This is a genomic window from Klebsiella sp. A-Nf5 (genome assembly GCF_002810545.1).
In the GTDB taxonomy this organism is placed as follows: Bacteria; Pseudomonadota; Gammaproteobacteria; order Enterobacterales; family Enterobacteriaceae; genus Klebsiella; species Klebsiella variicola.
Window position 1 is genome coordinate 38,691 of record NZ_PIOG01000138.1, and the last position, 22,248, is coordinate 60,938.

The window sequence follows — 22,248 nt, forward strand, 5'->3', positions numbered from 1 at the left end:
ACGCCCTTTTTTTATGTCTTGGGGGTGGGTTTGTCCACATTAGAGCAAAAATTAACAGAGATGCTCACTGCGCCGGTTGAAGCGCTTGGCTTTGAGCTGGTCGGCATCGAATTTATTCGCGGTCGCACATCCACACTGCGCATCTATATTGATAGTGAAGATGGCATCAACGTTGATGATTGTGCTGATGTGAGCCACCAGGTAAGCGCCGTCATGGATGTTGAAGACCCGATCACTGTCGCTTACAACCTGGAAGTCTCTTCGCCTGGTCTCGACCGTCCGATGTTCACCGCCGAACACTATCAACGTTTCACTGGCGAAGAAGTTGCGCTGGTGCTGCGCATGGCGGTTCAGAACCGTCGCAAATGGCAGGGCATTATCAAAGCGGTAGACGGTGAAATGATCACGGTAACCGTCGAAGGCAAAGATGAAGTGTTCGCGCTGAGTAACATCCAGAAGGCGAACCTGGTTCCCCACTTTTAACAGTCTGGATTGAGGTGAAAGGCCCCGATGAACAAAGAAATTTTGGCTGTTGTTGAAGCCGTTTCCAACGAAAAAGCGCTGCCGCGCGAGAAAATTTTCGAAGCGCTGGAAAGCGCGCTGGCAACGGCCACCAAGAAAAAATACGAACAAGAGATCGACGTTCGCGTAGAAATCGACCGTAAGAGCGGTGATTTTGACACCTTCCGTCGCTGGCTGGTTGTTGAAGAGGTGACTCAGCCGACGCGCGAGATCACGCTGGAAGCGGCGCGTTACGAAGATGAAAGCATGAACGTCGGCGATTATGTCGAAGATCAGATTGAGTCTGTCACCTTCGACCGTATCACCACGCAGACCGCTAAGCAGGTTATCGTGCAGAAAGTCCGCGAAGCCGAGCGCGCGATGGTGGTCGATCAGTTCCGCGAGCACGAAGGTGAGATCATCACCGGCGTGGTGAAAAAAGTGAACCGCGACAATATCACCCTGGATCTGGGCAACAACGCTGAAGCCGTGATCCTGCGTGAAGATATGCTGCCGCGTGAAAACTTCCGTCCGGGCGACCGCATCCGCGGTGTACTGTACGCTGTCCGTCCGGAAGCGCGTGGCGCCCAGCTGTTCGTGACCCGTTCCAAACCTGAGATGCTGATCGAACTGTTCCGCATCGAAGTGCCGGAAATCGGGGAAGAAGTGCTGGAGATCAAAGCGGCAGCTCGCGATCCGGGCTCTCGTGCGAAAATCGCGGTAAAAACCAACGACAAGCGTATCGACCCGGTTGGCGCTTGCGTTGGTATGCGCGGTGCGCGTGTGCAGGCCGTCTCTACTGAGCTGGGCGGCGAACGCATCGATATCGTCCTGTGGGATGATAACCCGGCGCAGTTCGTGATTAACGCCATGGCGCCGGCAGACGTCGCGTCTATCGTGGTGGATGAAGATAAACACACCATGGATATCGCGGTGGAAGCGGGCAACCTGGCGCAGGCGATTGGCCGTAACGGTCAGAACGTTCGTCTGGCTTCGCAGCTCAGCGGCTGGGAACTCAACGTGATGACCGTTGACGATCTGCAGGCTAAGCACCAGGCGGAAGCGCATGCCGCTATCGATATCTTCACCAAGTATCTCGATATTGATGAAGATTTCGCGACAGTGCTGGTTGAAGAAGGCTTCTCCTCGCTGGAAGAACTGGCCTATGTGCCAATGAAAGAACTGCTGGAAATCGACGGTCTGGATGAAGCCACCGTTGAAGCACTTCGTGAGCGTGCGAAAAACGCACTGACTACGCTGGCGCTGGCTCAGGAAGAAAGCCTGGGAGACAACAAACCTGCCGATGATCTGTTGAATCTGGAAGGTCTGGATCGTGCTCTGGCATTCAAACTGGCCGCCCGTGGTGTTTGTACGCTGGAAGAACTCGCCGAGCAGGGCGTTGATGACCTGGCTGATATCGAAGGGATGACCGACGAGAAAGCTGGCGAGCTCATCATGGCTGCTCGCAACATTTGTTGGTTCGGCGACGAAGCGTAATAAACTGTAGCAGGAAGGAACAGCATGACAGATGTGACTATTAAAGCGCTGGCCTCAGAAATTCAGACCTCTGTGGATCGCCTGATACAGCAATTTGCTGATGCAGGTATTCGCAAATCGGCTGATGATTCTGTGACCGCGCAAGAGAAGCAAACCTTGTTAACGCACCTGAATCGTGAACACGGTTCGGCGCCTGACAAGCTGACGTTGCAGCGTAAAACGCGCAGCACGTTGAATATTCCAGGTACCGGTGGAAAGAGTAAATCGGTACAAATCGAAGTCCGCAAGAAACGCACCTTTGTGAAACGCGATCCGCAAGAGGCTGAACGCCTGGCCGCGGAAGAGCAGGCGCAGCGTGAAGCGGAAGAGCAGGCCCGTCGTGAAGCTGAAGAAGCAGCGAAACGCGAGGCGCAATTAAAAGCTGAACGTGAGGCCGCAGAACAAGCTAAACGTGAAGTCGCTGATAAAGCGAAACGTGAAGCCGCGGAAAAAGACAAAGTGAGCAATCAACATACCGACGAAATGACCAAGACCGCCCAGGCTGAAAAGACCCGCCGTGAGAACGAAGCAGCGGAGCTGAAGCGCAAATCGGAAGAAGAAGCACGCCGCAAACTTGAAGAAGAAGCGCGCCGTGTAGCGGAAGAAGCACGCCGTATGGCTGAAGAAAATGAAAAAAACTGGACTGAAACTCCAGAAACCCCTGAAGAAACGACCGACTACCACGTAACCACCTCTCAGCATGCGCGTCAGGCTGAAGATGATAACGACCGTGAAGTCGAAGGCGGCCGTGGTCGTAGTCGTAGCAGCAAAGTGGCTCGTCCGGCCAAAAAAGGCAACAAACACGCTGAATCTAAAGCTGACCGTGAAGAAGCCCGTGCGGCCGTTCGTGGTGGCAAAGGCGGCAAGCACCGTAAAGGTTCCGCTCTGCAGCAGGGCTTCCAGAAGCCGGCTCAGGCTGTTAACCGTGACGTTATCATCGGTGAAACCATCACCGTTGGCGAACTGGCTAACAAGATGGCGGTGAAAGGTTCTCAGGTCATCAAAGCGATGATGAAGCTGGGTGCCATGGCGACCATCAACCAGGTCATCGACCAGGAAACCGCACAGCTGGTTGCCGAAGAGATGGGCCATAAAGTTATCCTGCGTCGTGAAAACGAGCTGGAAGAAGCAGTAATGAGCGACCGTGACACCGGCGCTGCGGCTGAACCGCGCGCACCGGTAGTGACCATCATGGGTCACGTTGACCACGGTAAAACCTCGCTGCTGGACTACATTCGTTCTACTAAGGTTGCCTCCGGCGAAGCGGGTGGTATTACCCAGCACATCGGCGCCTACCACGTAGAAACCGACAACGGCATGATCACCTTCCTGGATACCCCGGGCCACGCCGCGTTTACCTCCATGCGTGCTCGTGGTGCGCAGGCAACGGATATCGTGGTTCTGGTGGTGGCAGCAGACGACGGCGTGATGCCGCAGACTGTGGAAGCTATCCAGCACGCCAAAGCGGCTCAGGTGCCGGTAGTGGTTGCGGTGAACAAGATCGATAAGCCGGAAGCGGATATGGATCGCGTGAAGAACGAACTCTCCCAGTACGGCGTAATGCCGGAAGAGTGGGGCGGCGAAGCGCAGTTCATCCCGGTATCCGCGAAAGTCGGTACTGGTATCGACGACCTGCTGAACGCTATCCTGCTGCAGGCTGAAGTTCTCGAACTGAAAGCCGTACGTAACGGTATGGCGAGCGGCGCGGTCATCGAATCCTTCCTCGATAAAGGTCGTGGTCCGGTGGCTACCGTTCTGGTTCGCGAAGGTACCCTGCATAAGGGCGATATCGTACTGTGTGGCTTTGAATATGGCCGCGTGCGTGCGATGCGTGACGAACTGGGTCGCGAAGTTCTGGAAGCGGGTCCGTCCATTCCGGTGGAAATCCTCGGCCTGTCCGGTGTTCCTGCTGCGGGTGATGAAGTGACCGTCGTTCGTGACGAGAAAAAAGCGCGTGAAGTTGCACTGTATCGTCAGGGCAAATTCCGTGAAGTTAAGCTGGCGCGTCAGCAGAAATCTAAACTGGAAAACATGTTCGCTAACATGACTGAAGGCGAAGTTCACGAAGTGAACATCGTGCTGAAAGCGGACGTGCAGGGTTCTGTCGAAGCGATTTCCGATTCCTTACTGAAACTGTCTACCGACGAAGTGAAAGTGAAGATCATCGGTTCCGGCGTAGGTGGTATCACCGAAACCGACGCGACCCTGGCAGCAGCTTCCAACGCGATTCTGGTTGGCTTCAACGTTCGTGCCGATGCCTCTGCACGTAAAGTTATCGAAGCGGAAAGCCTGGATCTGCGTTACTACTCCGTCATCTATAACCTGATCGACGAAGTGAAAGCAGCGATGAGCGGCATGCTGTCTCCGGAACTGAAACAGCAGATCATTGGTCTGGCTGAAGTACGTGATGTGTTCAAATCGCCGAAATTCGGCGCCATCGCAGGCTGTATGGTTACCGAAGGGACGATCAAACGTCACAACCCAATCCGCGTACTGCGCGACAACGTGGTTATCTATGAAGGCGAGCTGGAATCCCTGCGCCGCTTCAAAGATGACGTCAACGAAGTCCGTAACGGCATGGAATGTGGTATCGGTGTGAAGAACTACAACGACGTTCGCGTTGGCGATATGATCGAAGTGTTCGAAATCATCGAAATCCAGCGTAGCATCGATTAATCATCTGATGGCTAAGCAGCCGGGGAAGCGAAGCGCCACCCGGCAATCATTTTAAAAAGGGGCTTTTGGCCCCTTTTTTGTCTTTATTCTGGAGAACTTATTATGGCGAAAGAATTTGGTCGCCCGCAGCGTGTGGCCCAGGAGATGCAAAAAGAGATTGCCATCATCCTGCAGCGTGAAATCAAAGATCCGCGTCTGGGCATGATGACCACCGTTTCCGGTGTGGAAATGTCCCGCGACCTGGCCTATGCCAAGGTGTATGTCACCTTTCTGAACGACAAAGATGAAGCCGCGGTAAAAGCGGGCATCAAAGCGCTGCAGGAAGCCTCTGGCTTTATCCGCTCTCTGCTGGGTAAAGCGATGCGTCTGCGCATCGTGCCGGAACTGACTTTCTTCTATGACAACTCACTGGTGGAAGGGATGCGCATGTCCAATCTGGTCACCAGCGTGGTGAAACACGACGATGAGCGTCGTGTGAACCCGGACGACAGCAAGGAGGACTGATGAGTCGTCCTCGTCGTCGCGGCCGCGACGTGCACGGCGTATTGCTGCTGGATAAGCCTCAGGGCGCTTCCAGCAACGATGTGCTGCAGAAAGTAAAACGTATTTATAACGCCAACCGCGCCGGGCACACCGGCGCGCTGGATCCGCTGGCGACCGGTATGCTGCCAGTGTGCCTTGGCGAAGCGACCAAGTTTTCCCAGTATCTGCTGGACTCCGATAAGCGTTATCGCGTGATTGCCAAACTGGGCCAGCGCACGGATACCTCTGATGCCGACGGTCAGGTGGTGGAAGAGCGTCCGCTAACCTTTAGCGACGAACAGCTGGCGGCGGCGCTGGAGAGTTTCCGCGGCGAGACGCAGCAGGTGCCGTCGATGTACTCTGCGCTCAAATATCAGGGCAAGAAGCTGTACGAATATGCTCGCCAGGGTATTGACGTCCCGCGGGAGGCCCGGCCGATTACGGTCTATGAGCTGCTGTTTATTCGCCACGAAGGCGATGAACTGGAGCTGGAGATCCACTGCTCGAAAGGCACCTACATCCGAACGATTATCGATGATTTAGGTGAGAAACTCGGCTGCGGCGCGCACGTGATTTTCCTGCGTCGCCTGGCGGTGAGCAAATACCCGGTTGAGCGGATGGTGACCCTCGAGCAGCTGCAGGCACTGGTCGATCAGGCGGCGGCGCAGGATATCCCTGCCGCGCAACTGCTTGACCCGCTGCTGATGCCGATGGACAGCCCGGCTTCGGACTATCCGCTGGTGACGATTCCGGAGACTTCCGCGGTCTACTTTAAGAACGGCAACCCGGTACGTCAGTCTGGCGCGCCGCTTAGCGGGCTGGTGCGGGTGATGGAAAACGAGTCTGGCAAGTTTCTCGGCATGGGCGAAATTGACGATGAAGGCCGCGTGGCGCCGCGTCGTCTGGTGGTGGAATACCCGGCGTAAGCGCTTTTCTTGCGATAAAAGCCTGCTACGAGTAGAATATCGCCGCTTAACGTCCGCTAAAGTGTTTTAACATTTTCGGGCGTTGCATCAGGGGTCGCTGAATTAGAGATCGGCACCCTTTCTTTCTTTTAATTTTTGGAGTTATAAAATGTCTCTAAGCGTTGAAGCTAAAGCAAAAATCGTTTCTGAGTTTGGTCGTGGCGAAAACGACAGCGGTTCTACCGAAGTTCAGGTTGCACTGCTGACCGCACAGATCAACCACCTGCAGGGCCACTTTGCAGAGCACAAAAAAGATCACCACAGCCGTCGTGGTCTGCTGCGCATGGTTTCTCAGCGTCGTAAACTGCTCGACTACCTGAAACGTAAAGATGTTGCACGTTACTCTTCGCTGATCGAGCGTCTGGGTCTGCGTCGCTAATTCTGCGAGTTTCAGAAAAAGGGGCCTGACGGCCCCTTTTTTCGACCGGGCGGCAGCAATTCATTCAAAACTCATGTATTGTTGCTAGTAATGATCTTCATGCAGAGGTTCGCGCGGCTAATGAGAGGCTTCATCCGCAGGGGCGGGTAAAGGTTGTCATTAGTCGCGAGGATGCAGAGGATCGGGTCAATAGACGCTATGTCGTGGATATGGCGTCATTTATAGATAAAAAGGATAGAATTTTGCTTAATCCGATCGTTCGTAAATTCCAGTACGGCCAGCATACCGTGACCCTGGAAACCGGCATGATGGCGCGCCAGGCAACGGCCGCTGTGATGGTTAGCATGGATGACACTGCGGTATTCGTTACCGTTGTGGGTCAGAAAAAAGCGAAGCCAGGCCAGGACTTTTTCCCGCTGACTGTTAACTACCAGGAGCGTACCTACGCTGCCGGTAAAATCCCGGGTGGTTTCTTCCGTCGTGAAGGCCGTCCAAGCGAAGGTGAAACCCTGATCGCGCGTCTGATTGACCGCCCGGTTCGCCCGCTGTTCCCGGAAGGCTTCGTTAACGAAGTTCAGGTTATCGCCACTGTCGTTTCCGTTAACCCGCAGGTTAACCCGGATATCGTCGCGATGATCGGCGCTTCCGCTGCGCTGTCCCTGTCTGGTATTCCGTTCAATGGCCCAATCGGCGCCGCGCGCGTGGGTTACATCAACGACCAGTACGTACTGAACCCAACCCAGGAAGAACTGAAGTCCAGCAAACTGGACCTGGTGGTTGCCGGTACTGAAGCGGCCGTGCTGATGGTTGAATCCGAAGCTGAACTGCTGAGCGAAGACCAGATGCTGGGCGCAGTGGTCTTTGGTCACGAACAGCAGCAGATTGTTATCCAGACCATCAACGATCTGGTGAAAGAAGCCGGTAAACCGCGTTGGGACTGGCAGCCGGAAGTCGTTGATGCCGCGCTGAACGCGCGCGTGGCTGCACTGGCTGAATCCCGCCTGAGCGATGCTTACCGTATCACCGACAAACAAGAGCGTTACGCTCAGGTTGACGTGATCAAGTCTGAAACCATCGCCACGCTGGTTGCAGAAGATGAAACCCTGGACGCTAACGAACTGGGTGAAATCCTGCACGCTATCGAGAAGAACGTTGTTCGTAGCCGCGTACTGGCAGGCGAGCCGCGTATCGATGGCCGCGAAAAAGACATGATCCGTGGTCTGGACGTTCGTACCGGCGTACTGCCGCGTACTCACGGTTCCGCACTGTTTACCCGTGGCGAAACGCAGGCGCTGGTTACTGCTACCCTGGGTACCGCACGCGATGCGCAGAACATCGACGAACTGATGGGCGAGCGCACGGACTCTTTCCTGTTCCACTACAACTTCCCTCCGTACTCCGTAGGCGAAACTGGCATGGTGGGTTCTCCGAAGCGTCGTGAAATCGGTCACGGTCGTCTGGCTAAGCGCGGCGTACTGGCCGTGATGCCGACTATCGACGAATTCCCGTACACTGTTCGCGTGGTGTCTGAAATCACCGAATCCAACGGTTCTTCTTCCATGGCTTCCGTCTGTGGCGCCTCTCTGGCGCTGATGGACGCGGGTGTACCGGTGAAAGCCGCCGTTGCGGGTATCGCAATGGGCCTGGTGAAAGAAGGCGACAACTTCGTTGTTCTGTCTGACATCCTGGGTGACGAAGACCACCTTGGCGATATGGACTTCAAAGTAGCGGGTTCCCGCGACGGTATCTCTGCGCTGCAGATGGATATCAAAATTGAAGGTATCACCAAAGAAATCATGCAGGTTGCTCTGAACCAGGCTAAAGGTGCGCGTCTGCACATCCTGGGCGTGATGGAACAGGCGATTAACGCGCCGCGCGGCGACATCTCTGAATTCGCACCGCGTATCCACACCATCAAGATCAACCCGGACAAGATCAAAGACGTTATCGGTAAAGGCGGTTCTGTTATCCGTGCCCTGACCGAAGAAACCGGCACCACCATCGAAATCGAAGATGACGGTACCGTGAAGATCGCAGCGACCGACGGCGACAAAGCGCAGCACGCTATCCGTCGTATCGAAGAGATCACTGCTGAGATCGAAGTTGGCCGTATCTACAATGGTAAAGTGACCCGTATCGTTGATTTTGGCGCGTTCGTTGCCATCGGCGGCGGTAAAGAAGGTCTGGTTCACATCTCGCAGATCGCTGACAAGCGTGTTGAGAAAGTGACTGACTATCTGCAGATGGGTCAGGAAGTACCGGTTAAGGTTCTGGAAGTTGACCGTCAGGGCCGTGTCCGTCTGAGCATCAAAGAAGCAACTGAACAGACTCCGTCTGCTGCAGCGCCGGAAGCTCCGGTCGCCGAGCAGGGCGAGTAAGGTTGCCGTTAGCCCTCCGCTTTTGCGGAGGGCGTTTTACGGGCAGGACGCCTCGTTTGCAGCCGGGGAACAGGACGTTCATCCAATCGTTGTCTTCGGGAGTGGGAAATGAAGCCTTTTTTGCGCTGGTGTTTCGTGGCGACAGCTCTCACGCTGGCAGGATGCAGTAGCACCGCCTGGCGTAAGGACGCCGTCCTCGCAGTACCATTGCAACCGACTTTACAGCAAGAAGTGATTCTGGCACGCATGGAACAAATTCTTGCCAGTCGGGCTTTATCCGATGACGAACGCGCACAGCTTTTATATGAGCGCGGAGTGTTGTATGATAGTCTCGGTCTGAGGGCATTAGCGCGAAATGATTTTTCACAAGCGCTGGCAATCCGACCCGATATGCCTGAAGTATTCAATTACTTAGGCATTTACTTAACGCAGGCAGGCAATTTTGATGCTGCCTATGAAGCGTTTGATTCTGTACTTGAGCTTGATCCAACTTACAACTACGCGCACTTGAACCGCGGTATCGCCCTGTATTACGGCGGCCGGGCTAAGTTAGCGCAAGATGATCTGCTGGCGTTTTATCAAGACGATCCCAATGATCCTTTCCGTAGCCTGTGGCTTTACATCGCCGAGCGTAAACTCGACGAGAAGCGGGCGCTTGAAGCACTCAGAGAGCGCTTAAACAAGTCGGACAAAGAGCAATGGGGATGGAACATTGTCGAGTTCTACCTTGGCGACATTAGCGAAAAAGAGCTGATGACTCGTCTGAAGGCAGACGCAACGGATAACACCTCGCTCGCTGAGCATCTCAGTGAAACCAACTTCTATTTAGGTAAGTACTACCTAAGTCTGGGGGACAAGGACAGCGCTACGGCACTGTTCAAACTGGCGGTCGCCAACAACGTACATAACTACGTTGAGCACCGATACGCATTGTTGGAATTATCGCTCTTGGGCCAGGAGCAAGATGACCTGGCAGAATCGGACCAGCAATAGCTGACGAACACATCAGCCCATAGTTTTTTGCTTGCCATCACCTTTGCGGGTGAGGGCGTTGTTGTTCGTTAATACACCTACTTTGAGCCGGTTCACACTTTTCAATGAAAATTACCGAAAATTTTCACGATGAGTTATGTAGACTGGCCGCCATTAATTTTGAGGCACACGTACTACATGGCTGAATTCGAAACCACTTTTGCAGATCTGGGCCTGAAGGCTCCCATCCTTGAAGCGCTTAACGATCTGGGTTACGAAAAACCATCTCCGATCCAGGCTGAGTGCATTCCGCATCTGCTGGACGGCCGCGACGTTCTGGGTATGGCCCAGACCGGTAGCGGTAAAACCGCAGCGTTCTCTTTACCGCTGCTGAACAACATTGATCCTGAGCTGAGAGCACCACAGATTCTGGTGCTGGCGCCGACCCGCGAACTGGCGGTACAGGTTGCCGAAGCAATGACGGAATTCTCTAAACATATGCGCGGCGTAAACGTGGTTGCCCTGTACGGCGGCCAGCGTTATGACGTGCAGCTGCGCGCCCTGCGTCAGGGTCCGCAGATCGTTGTCGGTACCCCGGGTCGTCTGCTGGACCACCTGAAGCGCGGCACGCTGGATCTCTCTAAACTGAGCGGTCTGGTACTGGACGAAGCCGATGAAATGCTGCGCATGGGCTTTATCGAAGACGTAGAAACGATTATGGCGCAGATCCCGGAAGGTCATCAGACCGCGCTGTTCTCTGCCACCATGCCGGAAGCGATTCGTCGCATTACCCGCCGCTTTATGAAAGAGCCGCAGGAAGTGCGCATTCAGTCCAGCGTCACCACGCGCCCGGATATCAGCCAGAGCTACTGGACGGCCTACGGCATGCGTAAAAACGAAGCGCTGGTGCGCTTCCTGGAAGCGGAAGATTTTGATGCGGCGATTATCTTCGTGCGTACCAAAAACGCGACCCTGGAAGTGGCTGAAGCGCTGGAGCGTAGCGGCTATAACAGCGCCGCGCTGAACGGCGATATGAACCAGGCGCTGCGTGAGCAGACGCTGGAGCGTCTGAAAGACGGTCGTCTGGACATTCTGATCGCGACCGACGTTGCGGCCCGTGGTCTGGACGTTGAGCGTATCAGCCTGGTTGTTAACTATGACATCCCGATGGATTCCGAGTCTTACGTTCACCGTATCGGCCGTACCGGTCGTGCGGGTCGTGCTGGCCGCGCCCTTCTGTTCGTTGAGAACCGCGAGCGTCGCCTGCTGCGTAACATCGAACGTACGATGAAGCTGACTATTCCTGAAGTAGAACTGCCGAACGCAGAACTGCTGGGTAAACGTCGCCTGGAAAAATTCGCGGCTAAAGTTCAGCAGCAGCTGGAAAGCAGCGATCTGGACCAGTACCGTGCGCTGCTGTCGCAAATCCAGCCGACGGCGGAAGGCGAAGAGCTGGACGTGGAAACGCTGGCTGCTGCGCTGCTGAAAATGGCCCAGGGCGAACGTTCTCTGATCGTTCCGCCGGACGCGCCGATGCGTCCTAAGCGCGAGTTCCGCGATCGTGACGATCGTTTCGAACGTCGCGGCGACCGCAATGACCGTGGTCCGCGTGGCGATCGTGAAGATCGTCCGAAGCGTGAGCGTCGTGAAGTTGGTGATATGGAGCTGTACCGCATTGAAGTGGGCCGTGATGACGGCGTTGAAGTTCGTCATATCGTTGGCGCGATCGCTAACGAAGGCGACATCAGCAGCCGTTACATTGGTAACATCAAGCTGTTCGGTTCTCACTCCACCATCGAACTGCCGAAAGGTATGCCGGGCGAAGTACTGCAGCACTTTACTCGCACCCGCATCCTGAACAAACCGATGAACATGCAGCTGCTGGGTGATGCTCAGCCGCGTCCAGACCGTGGCGGTGAACGCCGTGGCGGTGGTGAGCGTCGTGAAGGCGGTCGTAGTTTCGGCGGTGAGCGTCGTGAAGGCGGCCGTAGCTTCGGTGGCGAGCGTCGTGAAGGCGGTCGTGGTGATGGTCGTCGTTTCAGCGGCGAGCGTCGTGACGGTGGTAACCGCGCACCGCGCCGCGATGATGCTGGTGCTGCTCCGCGTCGTGATGACTCCGCCGGTCGTCGTCGTTTCGGTGGCGATGCGTAATTAGCACAACACGCTAGCGTAAAGTAAATAATACAGCCCCGATCGTCATGATTGGGGCTTTTTTTATTCCTTTTGTACTCGTGTACTGGTACAGTGCGTCGCACCCATCGTGGGAAAGTTTTTTTGACTGGAGAATTCGGTAAATGGCGACACTAACCACTACGACCACCCGACCGTCTTTATTTGGCGGCGTGGTGATTATCGGCGGCACAATTATCGGCGCGGGCATGTTCTCGCTGCCGGTGGTGATGTCCGGCGCGTGGTTCTTCTGGTCGCTGGCGGCACTGGTTTTCACCTGGTTCTGCATGTTGCACTCCGGTCTGATGATCCTGGAAGCCAACCTCAACTACCGGATTGGCTCCAGCTTCGACACCATCACCAAAGACCTGCTCGGCAAAGGCTGGAACCTGGTGAACGGCGTGTCGATCGCCTTTGTGCTGTATATCCTGACCTACGCCTATATTTCGGCGAGCGGTTCGATCCTGCACCACACCTTCAGTGAAATGTCGCTGAACGTACCGGCGCGCGCGGCAGGCTTCGGCTTTGCGCTGCTGGTGGCGTTTATTGTCTGGATGAGCACCAAAGCGGTGAGCCGCATGACGGCTATCGTGCTCGGCGCCAAGGTCATCACCTTCTTCCTGACCTTCGGCAGCCTGCTGGGACACGTCGAACCGACGACGCTGTTTAACGTCGCGGAGAAGAATGCCTCCTATGCGCCCTACCTGCTGATGACGCTGCCGTTCTGCCTGGCCTCGTTTGGCTATCACGGTAACGTGCCGAGCCTGATGAAATATTATGGTAAGGATCCGCGCACCATTACCCGCTGCCTGGTTTACGGTACGCTGCTGGCGCTGGTTCTGTACGTGGTCTGGCTGCTGGTGACGATGGGCAATATTCCCCGTCCGCAGTTTATCGATATCGCGCAGAAGGGCGGTAACATTGATGTGCTGGTGCAGGCCCTGAGTGGTGTGCTGAATAACCGCGGTCTGGATCTGCTGCTGGTGGTGTTCTCCAACTTTGCCGTCGCCAGTTCGTTCCTCGGCGTCACGTTGGGTCTGTTTGACTATCTGGCGGATCTGTTTGGCTTCGACGATAGCGCGATGGGGCGCTTTAAAACCGCGCTGCTGACCTTTATCCCGCCGATGATTGGCGGGCTGGTGAAGCCTGACGGCTTCCTGTATGCCATCGGCTATGCTGGCCTGGCGGCGACGGTATGGGCGGCCATTGTGCCGGCGCTGCTGGCCCGCGCTTCGCGTAAACGCTTCGGCAGCCCACAGTTCCGCGTATGGGGCGGAAAAGCGATGATTGTGCTGATCCTGCTCTTTGGTCTCGGCAACGCGGTGGTGCACTTCCTGTCGAGCTTTAACTTGCTGCCGGTTTATCAGTAAGGTTAATGCCCGGTGGCATGACATCCACCGGGCTGACGTTAGTGTTACCCCAACAGCTCCTCTTTCACCTGCATCGCTAAATCAAACGAATGCAGGCGCGCCTGATGGTCGAAGATCTGGCCATTGACCATGATTTCGTCCGCCTCGGTTTCGCGCAGAATCGACTCTAAACCATGACGAACCTTAGCCTTATCGCCGACCAGCGACATGCTTAACGCCTGCTGCACGCCATACTGCTCAGACGCTGACCACAGCTGATGCATATTTTCCACCGGCGGCGGCAGTTGTCCGGTTTCTCCGCGACGCAGCTTCACAAACGCCTGCTGCATGGAAGTGAAGAGAAACTCCGCATCGCGGTTGCTGTCGGCGGCGATGATATTGATACACACCATCGCGTACGGTTTTTCCAGCCGCGCCGAAGGTTTGAAATTGCTGCGATACAGATGCAGCGCCTGGAACAGCATGTCCGGCGCGAAGTGTGAGGCGAAAGCAAACGGCAGGCCGAGCTGCGCCGCCAGCTGGGCGCTGTACAGGCTTGAGCCCAGCAGCCACACCGGAATTCGTTCGCCATAGCCGGGAACCGGACGCACGTGCGGGTTCGGATCGCGGGCGTCAAACCAGTCCACCAGTTCCGCCACGTCTCGGGGGAAGTTATCGACATCGCCGCTCATATGGCGGCGCAGGGCGCGCATGGTCGGCTGATCGCTACCTGGCGCGCGGCCAAGCCCGAGATCGATACGCCCGGGATAAAGGGTATTCAGGGTGCCGAACTGTTCGGCGATCACCAGCGGTGAGTGGTTGGGCAGCATCACCCCGCCGGAACCGAGATGCAGAGTGGTGGTATTGGCGGCGAGATAGCCTATCAGCACCGAGGTCGCCGCGCTGGCAATGCCGACCATATTATGGTGCTCCGCCAGCCAGTAGCGGTGATAGCCGCGCGATTCGGCCAGCCTGGCGAGATCCAGAGAGTGGGTAAAGGCTTCTTTGGCAGAAGATCCTTGCGGGATCGGCGCCAGGTCGAGCACCGAGAACGGAACAGATTTGTCAGTCATAAAGGCTCACTTTGCTACAGCATCGTCATCAGATTGAAGGTCTTCTTCCAGCCTGGCGCATCCTTGACGCGCCAGCCAGAAAAGCTGCATCTTTAATAATGCATTAAAATCTGAGCACTGTTGTTAACAAAGTGAGCGGTTTATCAGGCCTCAAGCACCAGCCCGGGCAGCCGTTTCCAGTAGCCGTTACAATCACTATTGCTGGTAAGATCCAGTGGTGCAGCGCCGTTTTCGTTAGCGCGGAAGGCCTCGAGCATGGCGAAGGTCTCGTTGCCCATCGGCGACAGGCGCACCATATCCACCAGGCCGTGCATGGACGTCAGCTCATTGCCCAGGTTATAGACGTAGCCGCTCATGGTCTGGATACCGTTGAGCACGAACACCTGCTGGTTCTCCTGCGACAGCATGCTGCGCCCGGTCGGGTACTTGATGCAGCAGGTTTCGCATTCGTCCTTTGGCCGGTCTTCCGAGCGAGCGGTAAAGCAGCGCGCGGAATAGGCCAGCGGCAGATGGCCGTAGCTCAGCACTTCCACTTCAAACTGGTTGCGAATACCCAGCTCTTCGCACTGGGTCAGTAAATTAGCCAGCCAGTCGCGGGAAAGCTCCACCGGCATGCACCAGCGCGTCATGCCCTGTTTGAGCAGCAGGCGCAGAGTGACGGCGTTGTAGCAGTTCAGCGCATGACCGGCGACGAACGGCAGCTTGCGTTCGGCACAGAGGTTCACCACGCCAAGGTCGCTGGCCTCAATCAGGAACTCGCTGTTATCGACATAGCGCTTCAGTTCGCCCAGTTCGGAGGAGGCCTGCACCAGCGCGAGGGTAGACAGCACCACCTGTTTGCCGCTGCCGGCCAGCGCTTTTGCCATCTCGATCCAGTCGCCAACTTTGGTGGCGCGGCGTTTGCTGCACACGGCTTCGCCGAGATAAATGGTGTCGGCGCAACTGTTTGCCGCCTGCTGGTAAAAATCTTCCAGCGTTTCTTTTGGCCAGTAGTACAGCACCGGCCCTAATGAATATTTCATGTTTCTCACTGCCATTTACGGTGATAGGCGCCAAGGGTGGTTTGTGTCCCTTCAGACATCGAACCAAGGGTTTCCATCCAGGCGGATTGCGGCACAAAATTCTGCGGATCGGCTTTGCAGCGGTCGATCGCCTGGCGCCAGACTTTCGCCACCTGGGTGACGTACGCCGGGCTGCGCTGACGGCCTTCGATTTTCACCGAGGCGATATTGGCGGCCATCAATTCCGGCAACAGCTCCAGGGTGTTGAGGCTGGTGGGTTCCTCCAGCGCATGGTAGCGCTCGCCATCGACCAGGTAGCGGCCTTTGCACAGCGTCGGATAACCGGCGTTTTCGCCATCCTGATAGCGGTCGATCAGCACCTCATTAAGGCGCGATTCCAGCCCCTGCGGCGTTTGTTGCCAACGCACGAAGCGGGCAGGCGAACAGGCGCCGACGGTATTCGGCGATTCGCCGGTCAGGTAAGAAGAGAGATAGCAGCGGCCTTCCGCCATGATGCACAGGCTGCCGAAGGCGAAGACTTCCAGCGGCACCGGCGTGGCGCGGGCCAATTGTTTTACCTGGTGAATAGATAACACTCGTGGCAGTACGACACGCGCCACGTCAAAGTTGCGATGATAGAAGCGAATGGCCTCTTCATTGGTGGCGGAAGCCTGCACCGAAACGTGGCGCTCAATGTGTGGATAACGCTCCGCGGCGTACTCCAGCATGGCAATATCGGCCAGGATGAGCGCATCGGCGCCCAGTTGTGCGGCCATGTCCACTGCGCGCTGCCAGCGGGCGTAGCCGTCGGGATGGGCGAAGGTGTTGATCGCAATATGCAGCTTACGACGGTGCTGATGCACAAAGCTGACGGCTTCCTGCAGTTTTTTTTCGGTGAAATTAAGGCCGGCAAAGTGGCGGGCGTTGGTGTCATCTTTCAGCCCGATATAGACGGCATCGGCGCCGTTTTCGATGGCCGCCTTAAGCGCCGGAAGGTTACCGGCTGGGCAGAGCAGCTCCATAATTTTTCCTGAAAAATGCGGCCCGTCAGGGACGCTGAATGGTTAACGAGCAGGGATTTTAGTTAACCTTCTGGTGACAATTTTTGATTTGAGGCAGTTAAAAGTGTATTGGTGGCGCCAATAACTGGCGGCCGTCATCGCGTTTTTGTTGATTTACGCCGCTATGTTGTTTATGTGATATGGCACAATAGCGGAACAATTGCATTCATGGAGTAAAGCTTGTGTTGGATAAACTGCGTTCCCGGCTGGTCCACTTTGGCCCGTCTTTACTGAGCGTGCCGGTTAAGCTGGCGCCTTTTGCCCTCAAGCGCCAGGTGCTGGAGCAGGTGCTAAGCTGGCAGTTCCATCAGGCGCTGGCAGAGGGAGAACTGGAGTTTCTCGAGGGGCGCTGGTTAAGTATTCATGTGCGTGACATCGGTCTGCTGTGGTATACCTCGGTAGTCGATGGTCGCCTGGTGGTCAGCCAACAGGCCGACGCCGACGTCAGCTTCAGCGCCGATGCCAGCGATCTGTTAATGATTGCCGCGCGCAAGCAGGATCCGGATACGCTATTCTTCCAGCGTCGTCTGGTGATTGAAGGCGATACGGAGCTGGGGTTGTACGTAAAAAATTTGATGGACGCCATTGAGCTCGAGCAGATGCCAAAAGCGCTGCGCGTGATGTTGCTGCAACTGGCGGATTTTGTCGAAGCTGGACTGAAGAGCCCGCAGAAACCTGAACAGACATCGGTAGGTGAGGCATGCTGATTCGAGTGGAGATTGGGATTGATGCACCGGGAATCGACGCGCTGCTGCGTCGTACCTTCGGCCGCGATGCCGAAGCGCAGCTGGTGCACGATCTGCGTGAAGATGGACTGATCACGCTGGGGGTAGTGGCAACGGATGATGAAGGCCAGGTGATCGGCTACGTTGCCTTCAGCCCGGTTGCGGTGGAAGGTGAAGAGCTGCAGTGGGTCGGTCTGGCGCCGCTGGCGGTGGATGAACACTATCGCGGACAGGGCATCGGCCGGCAACTGGTCTATGAAGGGCTGGATTCGCTCAATGAGTTTGGCTATGCCGCGGTGGTGACGCTGGGCGACCCGAATTTATACCGTCGCTTCGGTTTTGAGCCGGCCGCGCGCTTCGATCTCCGCTGCCGCTGGCCGGACAGCGCGGAGGCGTTCCAGGTTCACCGTCTGGCGGATGACGCTCTCGAAGGCGTCCATGGCCAGGTAGAATACAGCGACCATTTTAATCGTCTTTGAGCCTCGCCAGCAGGGTTTCGAAGGCATCCTCTCCGGCAACGAGGCGCTCTTTTTCGCGCTTCGTTAGCTGCTTAACGCGGTATTCCAGTCGCAACGCAAGTGAGTGTTCACCAACCTCGTGGCTAAAGGCCAGCAGCAGGTCGCCTTTACCGCGCAACGCCTTCGCGCCTTTTCCCGCCTGATGCTGGCGAAAGCGGCGCGGCACATCGGTGGTGATGCCGGTATAAAGGCGATTATCCGCGGTTCGAATGAGATACAGAAACCAGCACACGGTCACAAAGTCGCTATGGTAAGGTGTGTGCACCATAGCATAATGGAGAAGAAAGATGGAAACCCTTGCTGCCATTGGTCGCTGGCTGAGTAAACAGCACGTCGTCACCTGGTGCGTCTCCCGCGACGACGAGCTGTGGTGTGCGAATGCCTTTTACGTCTATGACCCGGATACCGTGGCCTTTTATCTGCTCAGCGATGAGCACACCCGCCACGGTCAGATGACCGGTGAACGGGCGAAAGTGGCCGGTACGGTCAATGGCCAGCCAAAAACCGTGGCCCTGATCCGCGGCGTGCAGTTCAAAGGCGAGATCCGTCGTCTGAGCGGTGACGAAGAGGCGCGGATGCGCCAGCGCTACGTCAAGCGCTTTCCGGTGGCCCGCATGTTGTCGGCGCCGGTATGGGAGATTCGTCCGGACGAAATCAAGTTTACCGATAACACGCTGGGCTTCGGGAAAAAGTTACACTGGCGGCGTGATGCCGGCGCCGAGCAGGCGTAGCGCTTCGCGATTGAAGGCCGGCAGATCGTCCGGCGTTCTGCTGGTGACCAGCTGTTCGTTATCGACCACCACCTCCTGGTCGTAAAACTCGCCCCCGGCGTTTTTCACATCCACCACGATAGGCTTCACTGCCGTGAGCTTACGCCCGCGGACCACATCGGCGCTGATCAGCAGCTGTGGGCCGTGGCAGATGGCGAAGACCGGCTTCCCGCCGTTGACGAAATCGCGGGTAAAGGTGACGAAGCGTTCATCCCCGCGCAGCTGATCAGGGGAATAGCCCCCGGGCAGCAGCAAGGCATCAAATTCGCCCGGTGTGACGTCATCGATGGCTCTGTCGATGGCGATCTCCGCTTCTCCCTGTTTCCCCTTCACCGTCTTGCCAGCCTGCTTTTCGATCGTGACGACCTGATGCCCGGCGAGCTTGAACGCATCGGCGGGAGAGGTAAATTCAGAATCTTCAAAGTCGTCGGTAATGAGCACGGCTATCTTTTTACTCATGCTTCCTCCGCTATCTGGATGGTCAATGAGGTAATTCCATGATGATGGTGGATACTTACCTTGTAAGGTATTAAGCCTGGAACATGAGCCCGAAAGTGCAAGGCGGAGAATTCTGTAAAGGAGAATCAATGAGTCAGGTATTATTAACCGGCGCGACCGGGTTAGTTGGCGGTCACTTACTCCGGATGCTGCAGAATGAGCCGAGCATCAGCGCCATCGCCGCGCCGACGCGTCGCCCGCTGGCGCCGGCGGAAGGGGTGTTCAATCCCCACGATCCCCAGTTGACCGATGCTCTGGCGCAGGTGGTCGATCCGGTCGATATCGTCTTCTGTTGCCTGGGGACGACGCGTCGGGAAGCGGGAAGCAAAGAGGCCTTCGTCCATGCTGACTACACGCTGGTGGTTGATACCGCGCTGACCGGCAAACGACTGGGTGCGCAACATATGCTGGTGGTTAGCGCGATGGGCGCCAGCGCCCACTCGCCGTTTTTCTACAATCGGGTGAAGGGGGAAATGGAGGCGGCGCTGATCGAGCAAGACTGGCCGCGGCTGACCATCGCCAGGCCGTCGATGCTGTCAGGCGAGCGGGAAAAGAAGCGGGCCAATGAGACTTTCCTCGAACCGCTGTTCCGGCTGCTGCCGGGAAACTGGAAGGCGATTCCGGCCCGTGACGTGGCGATTGCCCTGCTGGCGGAGGCGCTGTCGCCCACCCAGGAAGGCGTGCAAATTCTGACGTCATCCCAACTGCGGGAGCGCGCCGCGCAGCAGGCTGAATAGCGTTTTGCAAACGCAAACATCCGGCGTACTATTCACGGCTTCAATTCATATCCACATTTCTTGCTGGGGAATGCTATGACTGGTCAGTCTTCATCTCAGGCGGCGTCACCGTTTCAATGGTGGAAACCCGCGCTTTTCTTTCTCGTCGTGATTGTCGGCCTGTGGTTTGTCAAATGGCAGCCCTATTACGGGAAAGCCTTCACCGCCGCGGAAACCCACAGTATCGGTAAATCCATTCTGGCCCAGGCCGACGCTAACCCGTTGAAAGCCGCGTGGGACTACGCAATAGTTTACTTCCTTGCCGTCTGGAAAGCGGCAGTGCTCGGCGTGCTGCTCGGGTCGCTGATTCAGGTGCTGATCCCGCGCGACTGGCTGCTGCGCACCCTGGGACAATCGCGTTTTCAGGGCACGCTTCTGGGGGCGATTTTCTCGTTGCCCGGCATGATGTGCACCTGCTGCGCCGCGCCGGTCGCGGCCGGCATGCGCAAACAGCAGGTGTCGATGGGCGGGGCGCTGGCGTTCTGGATGGGTAACCCGCTGCTCAACCCGGCGACGCTGGTGTTTATGGGCTTTGTCCTGGGCTGGCAGTTTGCGCTGGTTCGCCTGGTCGCTGGCCTGGCGACGGTGCTGATTGTCGCGACCCTGGTGCAGAAATGGGTGAAAGAGGCGGCGACGCAGCCGGTAGCAGTGCCTGCTGCACCGTCTGAAGCGGCCAGAGACAGCTTCTTTAGCCGCTGGCTGCGGGCGCTGTGGACGCTGTTCTGGAATACGATCCCGGTTTATATCCTTGCGGTACTGGTGCTGGGAGCGGCGCGCGTCTGGCTGTTCCCGCACGCCGATGGCGCGGTGGATAACACGTTATTCTGGGTCATCGCGATGGCGATAGCCGGCTGCCTGTTTGTGATCCCTACCGCGGCGGAAATTCCGATTGTGCAGACGATGATGCTGGCTGGCATGGGGACGGCGCCAGCGCTGGTGCTGCTCATCACTCTGCCGGCGGTGAGCGTACCGTCGCTGATTATGCTGCGCAAAGCCTTCCCGGCCAAAGCGCTGTGGCTGACTGGCGGACTGGTGGCGCTGTGCGGGGCGATTGTCGGTGCGCTGGCACTGGTGTAGTTTGCCGTAAACGTAAGGATAGCCGGATTGGGTGTCGGGCGGCGGCTACGCCTTACCCGGCACCCAACGCATAGGGGACGGTAGCCCGGCTAAGCGCAGCGCCAGCCGGGAGACTGCAGCTTTATTTGATGTAGGTAAAGGCGGTGGTCACGCGGGACACGCCGCTCACCCGGCTGGCAATATCCGCGGCCGCCCGGCCTTCACGATCGGTCACCAGCCCCATCAGGAAGACTTCACTGTTTTCCGTGGTCACCTTCACGTTCGAGGATTTGACCTGATCGGTGCTCAGCAGCTGCGAACGCACCTTGGTGGTAATCCAGGTATCAGACGAGGCGGTCCCTAAACCAATCGGCTGGCCCTGGCGCACTTCATTAAACACTTCCGTGGTCCCTTCCACGCCCATGGCGATTTGCTTGGCGCGGGCAGAGAGATCCGGCGTTGGCGACTGGCCGGTCAGCAGGACTTTGCCCTGATAAGCCGTGACGTTGATGCGGGCCTGTTTTTTAATCTGTTCATCTTTCGACAAGGCGCTATTGACGCGCAGTTCCAGGGTGCTGTCATCGACCTGGGTTCCCACCGTACGCGGGTCCGTTGCGGCTTTGGTGCCGACAGCTGCCGTTCCGACTACCGCGGCGGCAACACAGCCCTGCAGCAGTAGTGCAGAAAGCAGGATGGCGAGGGGCGAGAGAGCCTTCATGTGTTCTCCTTAATCGTCCTGGTGTGGAAAAAGGGTGTTATCTATCAAATCGCACAGACAGTTGACGGTCAGCATATGCATCTCCTGAATACGCGCGCTGCGATGCGAGGGGATGCGGATTTCGACATCCTGCTGACCTAAGAGGCCAGCCAGCTCACCGCCGTCATAGCCGGTTAACGCGACGATAGTCATGTCGCGGGTCACGGCGGCTTCCACCGCCTTGACGATATCCCGGCTGTTACCGCGCGTAGAGATCGCCAGCAGCACATCGCCGGCGTGTCCCAGGGCGCGCACCTGCTTGGCGTAGATCTCGTCATGCAGGCGATCGTTGGCGATCGCGGTTAAGACCACATTATCGGTATTTAGTGCAATGGCGGGTAAACCAGGGCGTTCCGTTTCAAAACGATTAATCATGCTGGCAGCAAAATGCTGTGCGTTGGCGGCGGAGGTGCCATTACCACAACAGAGGATTTTGTTGCCGTTGAGCAGGGACTGCACGAGCGTCATCGCCGCCCGGGAAATCGCGTCCGGGAGTGCTTCTGCTGCGGCAATTTGGGTTTGAATGCTTTCGGTAAAGCAGGCTTTGATTCTGTCGAGCACGGGAT

At 56.8% G+C, this 22,248-nt stretch carries 23 protein-coding genes; 16 read left to right on the top strand and 7 right to left on the bottom strand.

Annotated features, from left to right (window positions below):
- Positions 1-30 precede the first annotated feature (30 nt).
- The 11 genes from rimP to mtr all read left to right on the top strand — a co-directional run bounded on the left by rimP (position 31) and on the right by mtr (position 13,468).
- On the top strand, positions 31-483 hold the full coding sequence (rimP, locus tag CWM53_RS14145; protein WP_002918364.1) for a ribosome maturation factor RimP: 453 nt from the start codon (positions 31-33) through the stop codon (positions 481-483).
- A 27-nt stretch (positions 484-510) separates the two neighbouring features.
- On the top strand, positions 511-1,998 hold the full coding sequence (nusA, locus tag CWM53_RS14150; RefSeq protein WP_100730028.1) for a transcription termination factor NusA: 1,488 nt from the start codon (positions 511-513) through the stop codon (positions 1,996-1,998).
- Positions 1,999-2,022: 24 nt separating this feature from the next.
- Entirely contained in the window at positions 2,023-4,713 is a 2,691-nt protein-coding gene (gene infB, locus CWM53_RS14155) for a translation initiation factor IF-2 (protein WP_061153204.1), read from the top strand.
- Between the two features lie 102 nt (positions 4,714-4,815).
- Positions 4,816-5,217 (top strand): 30S ribosome-binding factor RbfA, encoded by a 402-nt coding sequence (gene rbfA / locus CWM53_RS14160; protein ID WP_002918248.1) that lies wholly within the window; start codon positions 4,816-4,818, stop codon positions 5,215-5,217.
- Complete coding sequence (truB, locus tag CWM53_RS14165) at positions 5,217-6,161, top strand: tRNA pseudouridine(55) synthase TruB (protein ID WP_061153205.1); 945 nt, start codon at positions 5,217-5,219, stop codon at positions 6,159-6,161. Before rbfA ends, truB begins: the two co-directional genes overlap by 1 nt.
- A gap of 148 nt (positions 6,162-6,309) precedes the next feature.
- Entirely contained in the window at positions 6,310-6,579 is a 270-nt protein-coding gene (gene rpsO, locus CWM53_RS14170) for a 30S ribosomal protein S15 (protein WP_004106090.1), read from the top strand.
- A 242-nt stretch (positions 6,580-6,821) separates the two neighbouring features.
- Positions 6,822-8,957: a polyribonucleotide nucleotidyltransferase gene (pnp, locus tag CWM53_RS14180; RefSeq protein ID WP_061153206.1), complete on the top strand. Its 2,136-nt coding sequence runs from the start codon at positions 6,822-6,824 to the stop codon at positions 8,955-8,957.
- A gap of 108 nt (positions 8,958-9,065) precedes the next feature.
- Positions 9,066-9,950, top strand: a complete 885-nt coding sequence (gene nlpI / locus CWM53_RS14185) for a lipoprotein NlpI (RefSeq protein ID WP_002918241.1) — start codon at positions 9,066-9,068, stop codon at positions 9,948-9,950.
- A gap of 104 nt (positions 9,951-10,054) precedes the next feature.
- Positions 10,055-10,135, top strand: coding sequence for a protein YrbN (yrbN, locus tag CWM53_RS14190; RefSeq protein WP_085954934.1), 81 nt, complete (start codon positions 10,055-10,057; stop codon positions 10,133-10,135).
- A complete protein-coding gene (locus CWM53_RS14195; RefSeq protein WP_074387497.1) occupies positions 10,128-12,080 on the top strand; it encodes a DEAD/DEAH family ATP-dependent RNA helicase in 1,953 nt (650 codons plus the stop codon). Before yrbN ends, CWM53_RS14195 begins: the two co-directional genes overlap by 8 nt.
- Positions 12,081-12,223: 143 nt before the next feature.
- Positions 12,224-13,468 carry a tryptophan permease gene (mtr, locus tag CWM53_RS14200; RefSeq protein WP_074387498.1) on the top strand — a complete coding sequence of 415 codons (1,245 nt, stop codon included), beginning with the start codon at positions 12,224-12,226 and terminating at the stop codon, positions 13,466-13,468.
- A 44-nt stretch (positions 13,469-13,512) separates the two neighbouring features.
- Here mtr and CWM53_RS14205 read toward each other — a convergent pair whose 3' ends face one another.
- From CWM53_RS14205 to ubiU, 3 genes are all read right to left on the bottom strand, one after another.
- A complete protein-coding gene (locus CWM53_RS14205; RefSeq protein WP_048268246.1) occupies positions 13,513-14,520 on the bottom strand; it encodes a luciferase-like monooxygenase in 1,008 nt (335 codons plus the stop codon).
- 143 nt (positions 14,521-14,663) lie between these two features.
- Complete coding sequence (locus tag CWM53_RS14210; protein WP_100730027.1) at positions 14,664-15,542, bottom strand: U32 family peptidase; 879 nt, start codon at positions 15,540-15,542, stop codon at positions 14,664-14,666.
- Between the two features lie 5 nt (positions 15,543-15,547).
- On the bottom strand, positions 15,548-16,543 hold the full coding sequence (ubiU, locus tag CWM53_RS14215; protein ID WP_004206164.1) for a ubiquinone anaerobic biosynthesis protein UbiU: 996 nt from the start codon (positions 16,541-16,543) through the stop codon (positions 15,548-15,550).
- 221 nt (positions 16,544-16,764) lie between these two features.
- On the opposite strand from ubiU, the gene ubiT reads away from it, so the two are divergent.
- Together ubiT and CWM53_RS14225 are read left to right on the top strand one after the other, a co-directional pair.
- Positions 16,765-17,289, top strand: a complete 525-nt coding sequence (ubiT, locus tag CWM53_RS14220; protein ID WP_074387500.1) for a ubiquinone anaerobic biosynthesis accessory factor UbiT — start codon at positions 16,765-16,767, stop codon at positions 17,287-17,289.
- Positions 17,283-17,786, top strand: a complete 504-nt coding sequence (locus CWM53_RS14225; protein ID WP_061153211.1) for a GNAT family N-acetyltransferase — start codon at positions 17,283-17,285, stop codon at positions 17,784-17,786. Before ubiT ends, CWM53_RS14225 begins: the two co-directional genes overlap by 7 nt.
- Here the strand turns inward: CWM53_RS14225 and CWM53_RS14230 are convergent.
- Entirely contained in the window at positions 17,773-18,063 is a 291-nt protein-coding gene (locus CWM53_RS14230; protein WP_165784222.1) for a GIY-YIG nuclease family protein, read from the bottom strand. The genes CWM53_RS14225 and CWM53_RS14230 overlap by 14 nt on opposite strands.
- Positions 18,064-18,112: 49 nt before the next feature.
- Here CWM53_RS14230 and CWM53_RS14235 point away from each other — a divergent pair, with 49 nt between their 5' ends.
- The gene (locus CWM53_RS14235; protein ID WP_008806619.1) at positions 18,113-18,556 is read left to right on the top strand and encodes a YhbP family protein; all 444 of its coding nucleotides are present in this window, start codon (positions 18,113-18,115) and stop codon (positions 18,554-18,556) included.
- On the opposite strand, the gene CWM53_RS14240 is transcribed toward CWM53_RS14235, so the two are convergent.
- Positions 18,518-19,054, bottom strand: a complete 537-nt coding sequence (locus CWM53_RS14240) for a type 1 glutamine amidotransferase domain-containing protein (RefSeq protein ID WP_074387501.1) — start codon at positions 19,052-19,054, stop codon at positions 18,518-18,520. The two genes, CWM53_RS14235 and CWM53_RS14240, sit on opposite strands and share 39 nt — an antisense overlap.
- Before the next feature lie 128 nt (positions 19,055-19,182).
- On the opposite strand from CWM53_RS14240, the gene CWM53_RS14245 reads away from it, so the two are divergent.
- Positions 19,183-19,830 (top strand): NAD(P)H-binding protein, encoded by a 648-nt coding sequence (locus tag CWM53_RS14245; RefSeq protein WP_100730026.1) that lies wholly within the window; start codon positions 19,183-19,185, stop codon positions 19,828-19,830.
- Positions 19,831-19,905: 75 nt separating this feature from the next.
- A complete protein-coding gene (locus CWM53_RS14250; protein ID WP_074387503.1) occupies positions 19,906-20,946 on the top strand; it encodes a permease in 1,041 nt (346 codons plus the stop codon).
- 121 nt (positions 20,947-21,067) lie between these two features.
- On the opposite strand, the gene dolP is transcribed toward CWM53_RS14250, so the two are convergent.
- Both dolP and diaA read right to left on the bottom strand, forming a co-directional pair.
- Positions 21,068-21,643: a division/outer membrane stress-associated lipid-binding lipoprotein gene (gene dolP / locus CWM53_RS14255; RefSeq protein ID WP_002918214.1), complete on the bottom strand. Its 576-nt coding sequence runs from the start codon at positions 21,641-21,643 to the stop codon at positions 21,068-21,070.
- 9 nt (positions 21,644-21,652) lie between these two features.
- Positions 21,653-22,243, bottom strand: a complete 591-nt coding sequence (gene diaA / locus CWM53_RS14260; protein ID WP_002918211.1) for a DnaA initiator-associating protein DiaA — start codon at positions 22,241-22,243, stop codon at positions 21,653-21,655.
- Between the last annotated feature and the right edge of the window lie 5 nt (positions 22,244-22,248).